13 protein-coding genes and 1 tRNA gene are annotated in these 14,175 nt (G+C 61.0%); 8 read left to right on the top strand and 6 right to left on the bottom strand.

What is annotated here, in order from left to right; all coding sequences use genetic code 11:
- Window positions 1–2: 2 nt before the first annotated feature.
- Window positions 3–2,996 carry a phosphoenolpyruvate carboxylase gene (gene ppc, locus DXY29_RS03125; RefSeq protein WP_115023009.1) on the top strand — a complete coding sequence of 998 codons (2,994 nt, stop codon included), beginning with the start codon at window positions 3–5 and terminating at the stop codon, window positions 2,994–2,996.
- Between the two features lie 6 nt (window positions 2,997–3,002).
- Window positions 3,003–3,458: an N-acetyltransferase gene (locus tag DXY29_RS03120; protein ID WP_115022843.1), complete on the top strand. Its 456-nt coding sequence runs from the start codon at window positions 3,003–3,005 to the stop codon at window positions 3,456–3,458.
- Between the two features lie 17 nt (window positions 3,459–3,475).
- Here the strand turns inward: DXY29_RS03120 and DXY29_RS03115 are convergent.
- Window positions 3,476–3,549 (bottom strand) — tRNA-Arg (locus DXY29_RS03115).
- 103 nt (window positions 3,550–3,652) lie between these two features.
- Here DXY29_RS03115 and recF point away from each other — a divergent pair.
- Both recF and speD read left to right on the top strand, forming a co-directional pair.
- Window positions 3,653–4,747, top strand: a complete 1,095-nt coding sequence (gene recF / locus DXY29_RS03110; RefSeq protein WP_244279297.1) for a DNA replication/repair protein RecF — start codon at window positions 3,653–3,655, stop codon at window positions 4,745–4,747.
- Window positions 4,748–4,778: 31 nt separating this feature from the next.
- Window positions 4,779–5,246, top strand: coding sequence for an adenosylmethionine decarboxylase (gene speD, locus DXY29_RS03105; RefSeq protein ID WP_115022841.1), 468 nt, complete (start codon window positions 4,779–4,781; stop codon window positions 5,244–5,246).
- Window positions 5,247–5,262: 16 nt separating this feature from the next.
- On the opposite strand, the gene larE is transcribed toward speD, so the two are convergent.
- Complete coding sequence (gene larE / locus DXY29_RS03100) at window positions 5,263–6,090, bottom strand: ATP-dependent sacrificial sulfur transferase LarE (RefSeq protein WP_115022840.1); 828 nt, start codon at window positions 6,088–6,090, stop codon at window positions 5,263–5,265.
- 53 nt (window positions 6,091–6,143) lie between these two features.
- Between larE and DXY29_RS03095 the strand changes: the two genes are divergently transcribed.
- Window positions 6,144–7,292 carry a cob(I)yrinic acid a,c-diamide adenosyltransferase gene (locus tag DXY29_RS03095; protein ID WP_115022838.1) on the top strand — a complete coding sequence of 383 codons (1,149 nt, stop codon included), beginning with the start codon at window positions 6,144–6,146 and terminating at the stop codon, window positions 7,290–7,292.
- 9 nt (window positions 7,293–7,301) lie between these two features.
- On the opposite strand, the gene moeB is transcribed toward DXY29_RS03095, so the two are convergent.
- Together moeB and DXY29_RS03085 are read right to left on the bottom strand one after the other, a co-directional pair.
- Window positions 7,302–8,438 (bottom strand): molybdopterin-synthase adenylyltransferase MoeB, encoded by a 1,137-nt coding sequence (gene moeB / locus DXY29_RS03090; RefSeq protein WP_115022836.1) that lies wholly within the window; start codon window positions 8,436–8,438, stop codon window positions 7,302–7,304.
- Complete coding sequence (locus DXY29_RS03085; RefSeq protein ID WP_115023007.1) at window positions 8,410–8,937, bottom strand: M67 family metallopeptidase; 528 nt, start codon at window positions 8,935–8,937, stop codon at window positions 8,410–8,412. The genes moeB and DXY29_RS03085 overlap by 29 nt, the downstream gene beginning before the upstream one ends.
- A gap of 10 nt (window positions 8,938–8,947) precedes the next feature.
- On the opposite strand from DXY29_RS03085, the gene DXY29_RS03080 reads away from it, so the two are divergent.
- A complete protein-coding gene (locus tag DXY29_RS03080; protein WP_115022834.1) occupies window positions 8,948–9,334 on the top strand; it encodes a CAAD domain-containing protein in 387 nt (128 codons plus the stop codon).
- A gap of 3 nt (window positions 9,335–9,337) precedes the next feature.
- Here the strand turns inward: DXY29_RS03080 and DXY29_RS03075 are convergent, their stop codons facing one another.
- Window positions 9,338–10,225, bottom strand: a complete 888-nt coding sequence (locus tag DXY29_RS03075) for a fructosamine kinase family protein (RefSeq protein ID WP_115022832.1) — start codon at window positions 10,223–10,225, stop codon at window positions 9,338–9,340.
- Window positions 10,226–10,275: 50 nt separating this feature from the next.
- On the opposite strand from DXY29_RS03075, the gene crtD reads away from it, so the two are divergent.
- A complete protein-coding gene (gene crtD / locus DXY29_RS03070; RefSeq protein ID WP_115022830.1) occupies window positions 10,276–11,778 on the top strand; it encodes a C-3',4' desaturase CrtD in 1,503 nt (500 codons plus the stop codon).
- Here the strand turns inward: crtD and DXY29_RS03065 are convergent.
- Window positions 11,762–12,643 (bottom strand): prephenate/arogenate dehydrogenase, encoded by an 882-nt coding sequence (locus DXY29_RS03065; protein WP_115022828.1) that lies wholly within the window; start codon window positions 12,641–12,643, stop codon window positions 11,762–11,764. The two genes, crtD and DXY29_RS03065, sit on opposite strands and share 17 nt — an antisense overlap.
- 83 nt (window positions 12,644–12,726) lie before the next feature.
- On the opposite strand from DXY29_RS03065, the gene DXY29_RS03060 reads away from it, so the two are divergent.
- Window positions 12,727–14,172, top strand: coding sequence for a helicase (locus DXY29_RS03060; protein WP_115022826.1), 1,446 nt, complete (start codon window positions 12,727–12,729; stop codon window positions 14,170–14,172).
- Window positions 14,173–14,175 lie beyond the last annotated feature (3 nt).

Genomic DNA, 14,175 nt, shown 5'->3' with positions numbered 1-14,175 from the left:
TCATGCCCGAGTCCACCACCCATGTCTCCGACAACGAGACAACACGCTTGAACGGTGGTGCATCCGGTGCCGGGCAGCTTCTTCAGCACCGTCTGGATCTGATTGAAGACCTGTGGAAGACGGTGCTGCGCAGTGAGTGCCCACCGGAGCAGAGCGAACGTCTGCTGCGACTCAAACAACTCAGTGACCCTGTCTCCTTAGAGGGACGGGACGGCGACAGCACGAGCGAGGCGATCGTCGAGCTGATCCGAGCCATGGATCTTTCAGAAGCCATCTCGGCGGCCCGCGCCTTTTCGCTCTATTTCCAGCTCATCAACATCCTTGAGCAGCGGATCGAAGAAGACAGCTATCTCGACAGCCTGCGGCCCAATCTCAGTGCTGAGTCGGCTCAACGGGACGCCTTTGATCCCTTTGCACCCCCTCTCGCCAATCAGACTGATCCAGCCACCTTTGGAGAAGTCTTCGAGCGGCTGCGTCGGATGAACGTCCCCCCCGCGCAGGTGGAGCACCTGCTGCGGGAGCTGGATATCCGTCTGGTGTTCACCGCCCATCCCACGGAGATCGTTCGGCACACCGTGCGTCACAAGCAGCGACGTGTGGCCAACTTGCTCCAGCAACTTCAATCAGACAACCCTCTCGCGAATCAGCTGCGCGAGGACTGTCGCGACCAACTGGAAGAGGAAATCCGACTGTGGTGGCGGACCGATGAACTCCACCAGTTCAAACCCACCGTGATCGATGAGGTGGATTCGACCCTGCACTACTTCCAGCAGGTGTTGTTTGACGCGATGCCGAAACTGCGTAAGAGGCTGATCACTGCTTTGCATCGGCATTACCCCGATGTCCAGGTGCCCCAGGCATCCTTCTGCACATTTGGCTCCTGGGTGGGTTCCGATCGGGACGGCAATCCCTCGGTGACACCCGACATCACCTGGCGAACAGCCTGTTACCAGCGTCAGCTGATGCTGGAGCTGTACATCCACTCCGTCCAGTCGCTACGCCAGCAGCTGAGCATCTCCATGCAGTGGAGTCAGGTGGCGCCATCACTGCTGGAGTCCCTGGAGATGGACCGGCTCCGGTTCCCGGAGATCTACGAGCGCAGAGCAGCTCGATACCGACTGGAGCCCTACCGGCTGAAGCTCTGCTACGTGCTCGAAAAGCTTGAGCGCACTCTTGCCCGCAACAATCAGCTGTCGGAGGCGGGCTGGCAGATGCCCTGTGAAGCCCTGACCGATCCCAAGGACGGACTCGGCGGAGCCGATGTTCTCCACTACACCTCGGTGGATCAGTTCCGCAGTGACCTGGAGTTGGTCCGCAACAGCCTCGTCAGCACCGAATTGAGCTGCGAACAGCTCGACACACTGCTGCACCAGGTGCACATCTTTGGGTTTTCGCTGGCCAGCCTTGATATCCGTCAGGAGAGCACCCGCCACAGCGATGCGATCGATGAACTCACCCGCAACCTGGAACTGCCCCAGGCCTACGGGGACATGGATGAAACGCAGCGGATGGCATGGCTCCTCCAGGAACTGCAGACCCGCCGGCCCCTGATTCCGCCAGCCACCAGTTGGTCAGCGCCGACATCAGAGACGTTGGCGGTGTTCCGAATGCTGCAGCGCCTCCAGGAAGAATTCGGCCAGCGGATCTGCAACTCCTATGTGATTTCGATGAGCCACACGGCATCGGATCTCTTGGAGGTTCTGCTGCTGGCGAAAGAGGCGGGTCTGGTGGACCCGCCGAATAAACGGGCCTCCCTACTGGTGGTGCCGCTGTTCGAAACCGTGGAGGATCTCCAACGGGCCCCCGCGGTGATGGAGGGGTTGTTTAAAACGCCGCTCTACCGCGAACTCCTACCGGTTGCAGGCCAACAGAAACAGCCGCTGCAGGAGCTCATGCTGGGCTATTCAGACAGCAACAAGGATTCCGGCTTTCTCTCCAGCAACTGGGAGATTCACCAGGCTCAGATCGCACTTCAAGAACTCGCCAGCCGCCAGGATGTGGCGCTTCGCCTCTTCCACGGCCGCGGTGGGTCTGTCAGTCGTGGAGGAGGGCCGGCTTACCAGGCGATCTTGGCCCAACCCAGCGGCACGCTGCAGGGCCGGATCAAAATCACCGAACAGGGTGAAGTACTGAACTCCAAGTACAGCCTGCCCGAGTTGGCGCTGTACAACCTGGAGACCGTGACCACGGCCGTGGTTCAAAACAGCCTGGTAACCAACCAGCTGGATGCGACGCCAAGCTGGAATCAGCTGATGAGTCGCCTCGCCACCCGTTCAAGGGAGCATTACCGGGCTTTGGTTCACGACAATCCCGATCTGGTGGCGTTCTTCCAGCAAGTCACTCCGATCGAGGAAATCAGCAAACTGCAGATCTCCAGCAGACCGGCCCGACGCAAAACAGGCGCAAAAGACCTGTCCAGTCTGCGGGCGATCCCCTGGGTCTTCGGTTGGACCCAGAGCCGATTTCTTCTGCCGAGCTGGTTTGGCTTCGGCACAGCTCTGTCGGAAGAAGTGGGCAGCGACTCCGAACAACTCGATCTGCTGCGCCGCCTCCATCAACGCTGGCCTTTCTTCCGGATGCTCATTTCAAAGGTAGAAATGACCCTCTCCAAGGTGGATCTCGACCTGGCTCATCACTACATGAACAGCCTGGGGCACCCCGAACAGCGAGAGGCCTTTGAAGCGATCTTCCAAGTGATCGCCAAGGAATACGAACTCACCCGCAAGCTGGTGCTGGAAATCACGGGACAAAACCGACTGCTGGGAGCTGATCAAGGGCTGCAGTTGTCCGTTGATCTGCGCAATCGCACCATCGTTCCCCTGGGCTTTCTCCAGGTTGCACTGCTGAAGCGACTGCGTGATCAGAACCGGCAACCGCCCATGAGCGAAACCCCGGGAGCGCCCGAAGACACACGCACCTACAGCCGCAGTGAGCTGCTGCGAGGTGCACTGCTCACCCTCAATGGCATTGCAGCCGGCATGCGCAACACCGGTTGAGCCACTGTGCTGTCGTTCCTTCAACAACCCTCGATTCCACCGTTGCCCCAGGGCACGCGACTTGAGACATCGACCCCTCCAACGTCTGAACAGCTCAACACCCTTCTGATGTCCTGTGGGGAATCAACCCACCCTGAAGAACGCTGGGAGCTCGCGCTTCAGCGCAGTCTGTGGCAAATCAGCATCCTGGATGAGTCGAATGGGGAACTGATTGGATTTGTGCGGGCCACCAGTGATCTAGCCCTCAACGCCAATCTTTGGAATTTGGCAGCGAAACCGGGGCCAAACCAAGCGATCCTCTTCGCTGTTCTGGTGCATCGTGCCCTGCAAATCCTGCGTCGGGATCTACCAGGCTGCAGCCTTTCGATCTCGGCACCAGCAGATGCCCTGCAGGCTCTCAAAGAGCAAGGTTTTCTGATTGATCCCAATGGCATCCGAGCCATGGGACTCAGCCTGAGCTGAGACATTGAGGTCAAACACGAGCATGGAGGGACTCGAACCCCCGACCCTCAGAACCGGAATCTGATGCTCTATCCAACTGAGCTACATGCCCACTGATCGGCGGTAAGCCGCAGTGATATCGAGCGGCAACCGACCCGATACAGGTACCTTACTCACTGTTCGCCCCTGCACCCATCCGGCTACACAGGCTCCAGCTGCAGGGCTTCCGGAACCACACCGTTCTGCAGCTTGAACTGACGCAGCCGCGCTTGCTGGTGATCGGACCCAACGGAATTGGCAAGTCCAACCTGCTCGAGGCGGTTGAGTTACTGGGCAGCCTGCGCTCCCATCGCTGCAGCAATGATCGGGACCTCATCCAGTGGGACAGACCCCAGGCCCTGATCCGTGCCGACGTGGGGGATGGTGATCGTCTGGAACTGGAACTTCGTCGCCAGGGAGGGCGTCAGGCCAAGCGGAACGGAAAGTTGCTGGATCGGCAGCTGGACCTGATTGGTCCGCTGCGCTGCATCGGCTTCAGCGCCCTGGATCTTGATTTGGTGCGAGGCGAACCCGGCCTGCGCCGGCAGTGGCTTGACCGCGTCGTGCTGCAGCTCGAACCGGTCTATGCCGATCTGATGGCACGGCTCAACCGGTTGTTGCGACAGCGCAGCCAGCTTTGGCGCCAGAGACAGACCCCCAGCGCCGAACGCCATGCGCTGCTCGACGCTTTTGACGTCCAGATGGCGCTGGTCAGCACCAGAATTCACCGGCGGCGTCAACGGGCCCTGCAACGGCTGGAACCAATTGCCCAGCGCTGGCAGGCCCACCTCAGCGGTGGGACAGAAGCTCTGGAATTGCAATACAAACCAGGCAGCCGACTCGACGGAGAAGACGCCGAAGAACCATGGCGACTCGCCATTGAGGAGCAACTGCGCGAGCAGCGGGAAGACGAGGAACGCCTCGGCAACTGCCGCGTGGGGCCACACCGGGATGAAATCGCCCTGCTCCTGGGCGGCAGCCCAGCACGACGGTTTGGATCCGCTGGACAGCAGCGGTCGCTGGTGCTGGGGCTGAAGCTGGCTGAACTGGAGTTGGTGACCCAGTTGTGCGGAGAGCCACCGCTGCTGCTTCTCGATGATGTGCTCGCCGAACTGGATCCAACCCGACAGCAGCTCTTGCTCGAAGCCGTGGGCGAATCGCATCAATGCCTGGTGAGCGCCACCCACCTCGAAGGCTTTGGCGGCGGCTGGCAGCAGCAGGCCCAAATTCTCGGAGCAAGAGACCTGAGACCAGACCTGGACATCAGATAGTCTGGCGGCCTTGTTTTTCTCTCATCGCCTGATGGAGCAGACCCTCTCTGAACTGCATCCCAACCCGGGATGGGGTGCAACTGAGATTCATGCCACCGACATGGTCGGTAAACACTGCATTCTCGAGCTCTACGACTGCGATCCAAACCGACTCGACGACGAAGCCTTTATCCGCACAACGATCACCTCAGCAGCCAAAGGCGCTGGTGCAACGCTGCTGAACCTGATCACCCATCAATTCCAGCCCCAGGGGGTCACGGGTCTGGCCCTGCTGGCGGAATCCCACATATCCATCCACACCTGGCCGGAATCCGGCTACGCAGCCGTTGATGTGTTCACCTGTGGTGACCACACCATGCCGGAGCAGGCCTGCGCGATTCTCTGCACGGAGCTTCAAGCGAAACGCCATGCGCTGAAAAGCTTTCTGCGCGAAACGCCTGCAGCCATTGCCACTGGGGTGAGAGAACCCGTGGAGACACCGACCCAGCTCCCCAGCTGAACAGACCGGCAAGCGTTCAGCGGCGATTCAACTTGCCGCTGACGAGACCTTCGAGATCCAGGTTGACGGAGGTGAACCCAAGGGAGCGAAAGGTTTCGACCAGAGGTTCGCTCTCCGCGAGCGCAAACACAGCGCGAATCTGTTCACTGGGCACCTCAATGCGCGCAGCGAGACCATGGGATCGCACACGGACTGTGCTGAAACCCCTGGCGATCAACCAGGCTTCCGCCTGGCCAACCCGCTTCAGCCGTTCAGCACTGATGCTTTCGCCGTAGGGGAAGCGAGACGCCAAGCAAGGCTGCGCTGGTTTGTCCCACCAGGGGAAACCGAGGGCCCGAGACAGCAGACGGATCGCTGCTTTGTCGATCGACAATTCAGCCAGGGGGGAGCGAACCCCAGCCTGTTGGGCGGCCTCGATACCAGGGCGATGATCACCCAGGTCATCGAGATTGACGCCATCAATCACCAACGCATCGCCCGCCTCCGCGGCAATGGGCTGGAGATGGTGATGCAATTCGCGCTTGCAGGCAAAGCATCGATCGACGGGGTTACTGCTGTAGTCGGGGTCGCTCAACTCGGCCGTAGGACACTCCCGATGCTGAATGCCGATCCAGGCAGCCTGGTCACGCGCCTCCCGCAACAGATGAGGAGCCAATGCCGGAGATACGCCCGTTACCGCCAAGGCTGAACTGCCCTTGGCTTCATAGGCGATTGCCGCCACCAGGGTGCTATCGACCCCACCGGAATAGGCCACACACAGTGCGGACTGCGCATCCATCCATTGCCGCAATTCAGCCAGCTGCTGCTGCTCACGATCCGCCAAAGGCTCCTGCAACCGAAACATCAGCGGGGAAAATCGTTTGATCTCTGTAGGCTCCAACGGTAAGAGCCGCCCCCATGCCTCAAAGCATCGGCATCGTCACCGCAGCGGACAGTCGCGAGCGCAGCCATGGACAGCTGCACATTTATGACGGCGAGGGCAAGGGCAAAAGCCAAGCCGCCCTTGGGGTTGTGCTGCGCACCATCGGACTCGGCATCTGCGAGCAGCGGCAGACCCGTGTGCTGCTGCTGCGCTTCCTCAAGGGTCCCGGCCGTGCCTACGACGAGGATGCGGCCATTGAGGCCTTGCAGCAGGGCTTCCCACACCTGATCGACCACCTACGCACCGGAAGGGCCGACCACTTCACGGCGGAGGAAGCCACCCGCTTCGACCGAGAGGAAGCGCAGCGGGGGTGGGTGATCGCCAAAGGCGCGATCGCTAGTGCCCTCTACTCGGTGGTGGTGCTTGACGAACTCAATCCTGTGCTGGACCTCGGCCTGCTGGATCTTGAGGATGTGGTCCGCACCCTCAGCAACCGGCCGGAGGGGATGGAAATCATCGTCACCGGTCGGGCCGCACCTGCCCCATTGGTGCGTGAAGCCGACCTCCACTCCGAGATGCGGGCCCATCGCCGTCCGGGCATGAACGACAACCGGGTCGTGCCTCTCAATGTGAGCAGCGGCATCGAGATCTACACCGGGGAAGGCAAAGGCAAATCGACCAGTGCGCTCGGGAAGGGCCTGCAGGCCATCGGTCGGGGCATCAGCCAAGACAAGAGCCATCGGGTCTTGATCCTGCAGTGGCTGAAAGGCGGGAGCGGCTACACCGAAGACGCGGCGATCGCCGCCCTTCGCGAGAGTTATCCCCATCTGGTGGACCACCTCCGCTCCGGCCGTGATGCGATCGTCTGGCGGGGCCAGCAGGAACCGATTGACTACGTGGAAGCCGAGCGGGCCTGGGAGATCGCAAGGGCAGCTATCTCAAGTGGCCTCTACAAGACCGTGATCCTCGATGAGTTGAACCCCACGGTGGACTTAGAGCTGCTGCCGGTCGAACCGATCCTGCAGACACTGCTCCGCAAACCGGCCGAAACCGAAGTGATCATCACGGGGCGCTGCAAAAACCCTCCCGCCTATTTCGATCTAGCGAGCATCCATTCGGAGATGGTGTGCCACAAGCACTACGCCGAACAGGGTGTCGATCTCAAGCGAGGGGTGGATTACTAACCCTGGGGTTCAGTAGCGGGGAACCGCAGGATCCACCTGCTGCGACCAGGCATCAATTCCACCGGTCACATTCGTGGCCGCGATGCCCTGCTGCCCCAGCAGCTCAACAGCACGTGCAGAGCGCCCCCCCAGCTTGCAGTGCACCAAAAGGCGCCGTCCCTCCGCCAAGGAACGCACGAGATCGATCGCCTCTCCACTCTCCAGGGAGGCCAAAGGAACCAAGTGGCTTCCTTCAATCGAAGCCACCTCTGCCTCAGCAGGATTACGCACATCGACAAGCACAATCTCGCCTGGGGCGGAGTCGAGCAAGGCCTTCAGCTCCGTGACATTGATGGATTCCATCTCCGATGACGCCGGACGGCAGAACTCGCGATAGTCAATCAGGCTTTCAATCTTCGGGCGATCGGGATCAACGCGGAGGGTGAGTTCCCGAAAGCGCATCGCCAGGGCATCCACCACCAGCAGCCGACCATCCAGGCATTCACCGATCTCGGTGATCAGCTTGATCGCTTCCGTGGCCTGAAGCAGACCGATCAGCCCCGGCATCACGCCCATCACCCCAGCCTCTGAACAAGACGGAACAGACTCAGGCGGGGGAGGTTCTGGGAGCAAATCGCGGTAGTTAGGGCTCATCGGCGTGCGATTGAACACGCTGACCTGGCCGTCAAAGCGCTGCACGGATCCATAAACAAGTGGCTTGCCAAGCAACACGCAGGCGTCGTTGATCAGATAGCGACTGGGGAAGTTATCCGTGCCGTCACACACCAGGTCATAGGCACCGATGAGATCCAAGGCGTTGTCCAGATCAAGCATGTGTTCGTGCACATCGACCTGGCAGTGGGGGTTGAGCTCATGGATTCGAGCTGCTGCCGACCGAGCCTTGGAACGACCAACCCCACTTGAGCTGTGGATCACCTGACGCTGAAGATTGGAGAGCTCCACCACATCACCATCCACGATTCCGATGCGGCCAACGCCTGCCGCAGCCAGATAAAGCAGCAGAGGAGATCCCAGCCCACCGCTGCCAACACAAAGCACAGACGCAGATTTCAGCCGGAGCTGGCCTGCCGGGCCAACCTCGGGAAGGATCAGATGGCGGGCATAGCGACCCCGCTCATCAGCACTCAGCATCGATCGGTCCTGCATGGTTGTGAGTGTCCCAAAGCTGGATGGGAATTTCATCCACGGTGCGGTCGCCATGCAGCCACCAGGCACGCAACCCAACCGAAGCCGAAAGAATCAGCATCAGACCTTCAGTCTCTCCCCAAAGCCGATCGTGATGCGATGGCACTGCTGGGGAAGCCGGATGGGAGTGGGCCACGCCAAGACAACGTTGATGGCGTGCACGAGCCCAACGCTGCGCTGCAAGCTGTTCTCTGGGGTCCACCAGAAATCTGCGGCGGCGGCCGATGACGGGCTGCTGCTCTGATCCTCCTCGCCCCCAAACATTGCAACAGGGCCAGGCCGTTTGAAGTCTCAAGAGCCCTGGCGAGACCCGTTCGCCAAGCAGCAATGCACAACCCTCCTCGGGGTGAGGTGCCAGCAGCGTGCAGCACAGATCCGTGTGGCATCGGTAATCAATTTGCAGCACGGATGGCGTATATCGCGTCTCACCGATACCCTCAGCTGAAATAGCGAATGACATGGTCGTTTCCATGAGTGACGCCCCCACTGAAGTCAAGGATGCCGACACAACCGTGACGACACCCGTCGACGGTCCTGCTCAGGAAGACACCACCTCCTTTGCTGAGCGCTACAGCGACGTTCTGGGCAAGGTGAACGACACCCTTGACCAGGTCGACTGGAGTCAGATGGGACGCATCGGCAAGATCGTTGGCATCTTTGCCGCTGTCATCATTGCCCAGATTCTGATCAAGGGCATCCTGGACACGATCAATCTCCTACCGATCGTTCCAGGGCTGCTTGAACTGCTCGGCGTGGTCGTGGTCGGCCAATGGAGCTGGCAGAACCTGACCACCAGCGACAAGCGCAACGCCCTGGTTCAGCGTGTTCAAACACTCCGACAGGAGTACCTGGGCTGATCCTCAAAGCCGTCGAGCCAGATCGCCAAGACTGGCTCGACATTGGTTGATGTAAGCGCCCCCAAACAAATTGGCGTGGTTGAGCAGGTGGTACAGGTTGTAGATCTCCACCCGACCGTCAGCGCCTGGAACCTCATGAAGGACTGTCCGATAGGCAGATCGGAACTCTTCCCCGAAGCCGCCGAACAGTTGGGTCATGGCCAGATCGACTTCCCTATCAGCCCACCAACTGGCGGGATCAAAAATGCTTCCCCGTCCATCCGCGAGGCTGGCGGCATTCCCACCCCATAGATCGCCATGCACCAACGCAGGACGCGGTTGATGCTCATTCAGGTGCTCTGCAAGGCGATACAACAACGGGTCCAAGTCGATTGAAGCTTGATTCAACCCATCAAGGGCCTCGAGCTGCGGGCGCAGCCTCAACTCCACGAAGGCCGATCCCCAGTCATCGCGCCACCCCCCCGGTTGAGGTCCAGCGCCGATGAAGCCGTCACGGTGCCAGCCGAAACGAGCTGGGCTAGAAGCCATCGACGACTGATGAAGCAGTGCCAAACCCCGGCCGAGGGCTGTTTGGTCGTTGCCACCGCAATCCAACCAGGGCAACAGCAGCACCGCACCATGGGGCAGTGCCGCCAGAGCGATGGGCTGGGGCACAACCAAGAACGAGGCATCGGCTTGGGCATGCAAGGCCTCAAGGGCCTCCGCCTCCACTTCAAACAGGGGCAGCGCGCTAGCGCCACCGCTTTTGGCAAACAACACCTGACCATCACGGAGGCGCAGTTTCCAGGCCTGATGAATGCAACCACCCCCGACGGGGGAGACATCCGTGATGACAGCCCCCGCCAACGGGCCATCTTCCGCGGTGAGATCCCGGCGCAGTTCGCTGTTCATCCTCAGCAAGCCCCCTGTCTTGCCAGCATGGCCTGATTCTTCAGGGCGTCGTGAGCGATTCCAGCGTGATCGTGGTGGGTGGTGGAATCGCTGGCTTAACGGCAGCGGCACTGCTGGCCCGCGATGGCGTCGACGTCACGTTGCTGGAAGCGCATCAACAACCGGGGGGATGTGCCGGAACGTTCCGGCGTGGTCCATGGGTGTTCGATGTTGGGGCGACCCAGGTCGCTGGGCTAGAGCCCGGGGGCAGTCATGCACGACTGCTGAAGCATCTGGACATGCCTCTGCCCACGGCAGAGCTTCTGGACCCAGGTTGTGTGGTCGACCTGGGCGATGGCTCGCCCCCCATTCCCCTTTGGCATGACCCGGAAGCGTGGGCCGCTGAACGGGAGCATCAGTTTCCTGGCAGCAAACCTTTCTGGAGCCTTTGCCATCAGTTGCATTCGAGCAACTGGCAGTTCGCCAATCAGGACCCCGTGGTGACTCCACGATCCCTCTGGGATCTCGGCACGTTGCTACGGGCCCTGCGGCCCGCAACGCTGGCATCGGGACTGTTCACAGGTCTGACCATCGCCGATCTGTTGCAGCTGTGTAGATGCGGTGACGATCCACGGCTGCGGCGCTTTCTCGACCTCCAGCTGAAGCTGTACTCACAGGAGCCGGCCGATCGCACGGCGGCGCTGTACGGCGCAACCGTCCTACAGATGGCCCAAGCACCTCTCGGGCTCTGGCATCTGGAGGGGTCGATGCAGGTGCTGAGCGACCAGCTGGTGGCCGCCATTAAGCGCGACGGCGGGAACGTGCTTTTGAAGCATCGGGTTACCAAAATGCAGCCCTGCTCATCCGGTTGGCAAGTGCATGTCACCACGGCCGGAGACGAGCACAAACAACTCAACAGTCGCGATGTGGTCTGCAGCCTTCCCCCCCAGTGCCTGCTGAAACTGATCGATCTGAATCAGCTGCCCAAGGGATATCGAAGGCGACTAGAAAACCTGCATGAACCGAGTGGTGCACTGGTTCTCTACGGAGCGGTATCTCGTGATGCCCTGCCCGATCCCTGCCCAGGCCATCTCCAGCGCGGCTGCGCATCCCCAGGATCCCTATTTGTCTCTGTCAGCCGCGACGGCGACGGGCGCGCGCCCCGGGGACAGGCCACCTTGATCGCCAGCGTGTTCACTCCAACGGGTGACTGGTGCCGCTTGCCGGAGCCGGACTATCAGCAGCGAAAGCAAGAAATGATGACCCTGATCCAAGCAGAACTGAACAGCTGGCTCAACCTTCGGGAGGATGCCTGGTTGCACGCTGAGCTGGCAACGCCGCGGGGCTTCGCCGGCTGGACGGGTCGTCCCAATGGAATGGTGGGGGGACTCGGGCAGCATCCCAGCCGGTTTGGCCCCTTTGGCCTGGCAGGACGAACGCCCATGCCCGGTTTTTGGCTCTGCGGCGACAGCCTTCACCCAGGCGAGGGAACAGCAGGGGTCAGCCTGTCTGCCCTGAATGCCTGCCGTCAGCTCATGGCGGAACGGGGACAGCCCCTCAGCTTTCGGAGCTGACCTCACCAGGTGCCCTCAAAAAATCTGGGCGCAGGGTTTGCGTTCGGAGCAATTCCAACTCCAATTGAGACCAGTTTTGCTGGAGAACGGCATCTTCAAGCTGCTCGAGGCTCCAGCGGTAGGCCGCCAATCCGCGCAACACCGCATCTCGATTGGTGGAGGCCATCGCCACCCCCAACTGCGGATTCCCTCCACCCACGCGACTGGTGTCGGCAAAGCCGCTGGAGGCCAGCACCATCGCCAGCTGCCGGATTTCCGGATCCCGCTCATCGCCCACCGCACGCAGCAGTGCGGCACTGACCAGCACCGGCATATGCGAAATCAAAGCAACGGCCTGGTCGTGTTGAGAGGCGGTGGACGTCAGCCAATGTCCACCCACGCTGAGGGCAAGATCACGAACCTGGTCCAGGGCGATGGGGTCCGTTTGAGCATCCGGAGTTGCGATCCAGGGGCGACCTCGGAACAGATTCAGCACACCGGCATCGACGCCCGCCTGGGCCGTACCCGCCATGGGGTGACTCGCCACAAAGCGGGGATGCCGGTGGCGCCAAGCCGCCAAAACGGGCTGCTTAACCGAACCGACATCGGTCACCACCGCTGATTTAGGCAGTGCGGCCACCAACTCTTCAGGTGGGTTCAGCAATAAGGGAATCGGCAAGGCCAGGATCACCACATCGCAATCCGCGAGGCAGCGCGGATCCGTCGACACCGTTCCCACCAGCCTCCGGGCCATGGCACGATCCGCCGTGATCTGACGATGCACGAGACCCTGCACCGTCCAACCTTGCGCCTGGAGATCGAGACCGAGGGATCCCCCAATCAATCCAAGGCCAACGATCCCCACCCTTCCCGGTTGCACCGCCATCACTCCTGCAGGGTCGTAAAGCCATGTTGATGGATGGATTGCCATGAACCAATCACAGGGGGAGCCCTGCTTAGGGTTTGACGATGTTGGAAGCCCAGGCCCACCATCAGATCAAAACCCTGCTACGCCAGGAGGAATCGGATTGGCCCCACCACCTGACCTTGAGCCGGTTGGTGGCCAGAAGCCTGAGGCGTCGCGATACAACACTCGTCCAACTCCCCCCCAGCAGCAGCGAACGTTGGTGGCTCGGTCTTCTTGTACCGCTTTGTCTGGCTCCCGAAGCTGGGGCTCTTGTGTTGACGGCCCCCCAGCGTCGGCGCCTGCTCCAGTTGGAATTGCCCCGTTTACGGAACCAGGGCCTACGCCTTCCCTGTTGGCAAGGGACAACCCCACCTGAGGGGCCACAGCTCTGGTTGATGGATGTTGCAGAGCTGATTCAGGCCCATCGGGACGGGCACTTGGGCACGCGACAACTGCTGATCCCGGAGATGGATCAGTTGAGCCGTCGAATGCGCAACGCCCTCACGTTTGAGATCACTCCCCATCACTGGGACGAGCTTCGCCAAGCCTGCCCACAGGCTGAAGCCGGGTTGATGGAGCTGCATGACCGGATGAGCCGACAGCTGTTCGCTGGAGCCACGCGACCAGGGGGCGCGGTGCGACTCGAGGGATCAGCAGGGCAAGCGCTGCGTGACCTCCTCCAGCTGATGCCATCGAGCCCTGAGCCCTGGGACAAGCTCCGAAAGATCAACCCGGCGGACTGGACGGAGTGGGCTGAACTCGATCACCGGTTGCTCCAATGGCGCTGGCAGCTGGCCCCCTTGGAACCCCTTCAACTTCTGCGGGGGGTTCTGCATGATCACCCCTGCCTGATGTTTAGCAGCAATGGAGATAACGCAAGGCTGGATCTGGAGTTTGAGCAGGCGGGGGTGGTCCCCGACGTCCGCGCAACACTGCGCGAACGGGAGCTCAATGAACCCCTCCCTCTCTATGCCCCCCGCCGCCAGCCGCTGCCGAACACACGGATCTATTCCCAACATCTCCTTGAGGAGAGCAGACGGCTCATCCTTGGTCAGGCGGGAATGACCATCCTGCTGATCAATGACGACCAACTACGGCGACAGCTCACCAGCTCCCTGGCTGCCGAATTCGGACGCCGTGTGGACCATGAATCGACTGCACCCGAAAGCAATGGTGTGGTGACCTGCAGCTGGGACTGGTGGCTTGAGCATCAGGAGCATCTCCCCTCTCCAGCGCAGCTGATTATCGGCATGCTTCCCCTCGCCAGCCTGGACAATCCACTCACATCAGCAAGGGTGGAACGCATGAAACAACAGGGCGAAGACTGGTTCCGCACTCTGCTTTTGCCGGAAGCATTGAGCTTGATTCCAGCAGCCATTGCACCACTGCGACGCAGCGGTGGACGCCTAGCCATCCTTGATGGTCGTCTCCGAGGGCGCAGTTGGGGTGATCAGGTGCTGCATCGGCTTGAGCCTTGGATTCCACTGCAGCGACTGCTGCCGGACTGAACA

Source organism: Synechococcus sp. UW69 (assembly GCF_900474185.1).
Classification (GTDB): Bacteria; Cyanobacteriota; Cyanobacteriia; order PCC-6307; family Cyanobiaceae; genus Parasynechococcus.
This window is presented reverse-complemented; position numbering and strand designations above follow the sequence as displayed.

What these genes read in the sequence shown, in the direction of transcription:
- DXY29_RS03060 (WP_115022826.1), top strand. Translation starts at nt 12,727, where the DNA reads ATGTTGGAAGCCCAGGCCCACCATCAGATCAAAACCCTGCTACGCCAG.
- ppc (WP_115023009.1), top strand. Translation starts at nt 3, where the DNA reads ATGCCCGAGTCCACCACCCATGTCTCCGACAACGAGACAACACGCTTG.
- DXY29_RS03065 (WP_115022828.1), bottom strand. Translation starts at nt 12,643, where the DNA reads ATGGCGGTGCAACCGGGAAGGGTGGGGATCGTTGGCCTTGGATTGATT.
- speD (WP_115022841.1), top strand. Translation starts at nt 4,779, where the DNA reads ATGGAGCAGACCCTCTCTGAACTGCATCCCAACCCGGGATGGGGTGCA.
- DXY29_RS03085 (WP_115023007.1), bottom strand. Translation starts at nt 8,937, where the DNA reads ATGTCATTCGCTATTTCAGCTGAGGGTATCGGTGAGACGCGATATACG.
- larE (WP_115022840.1), bottom strand. Translation starts at nt 6,090, where the DNA reads ATGTTTCGGTTGCAGGAGCCTTTGGCGGATCGTGAGCAGCAGCAGCTG.
- DXY29_RS03075 (WP_115022832.1), bottom strand. Translation starts at nt 10,225, where the DNA reads ATGAACAGCGAACTGCGCCGGGATCTCACCGCGGAAGATGGCCCGTTG.
- DXY29_RS03080 (WP_115022834.1), top strand. Translation starts at nt 8,948, where the DNA reads ATGAGTGACGCCCCCACTGAAGTCAAGGATGCCGACACAACCGTGACG.
- moeB (WP_115022836.1), bottom strand. Translation starts at nt 8,438, where the DNA reads ATGCAGGACCGATCGATGCTGAGTGCTGATGAGCGGGGTCGCTATGCC.
- DXY29_RS03095 (WP_115022838.1), top strand. Translation starts at nt 6,144, where the DNA reads ATGCCTCAAAGCATCGGCATCGTCACCGCAGCGGACAGTCGCGAGCGC.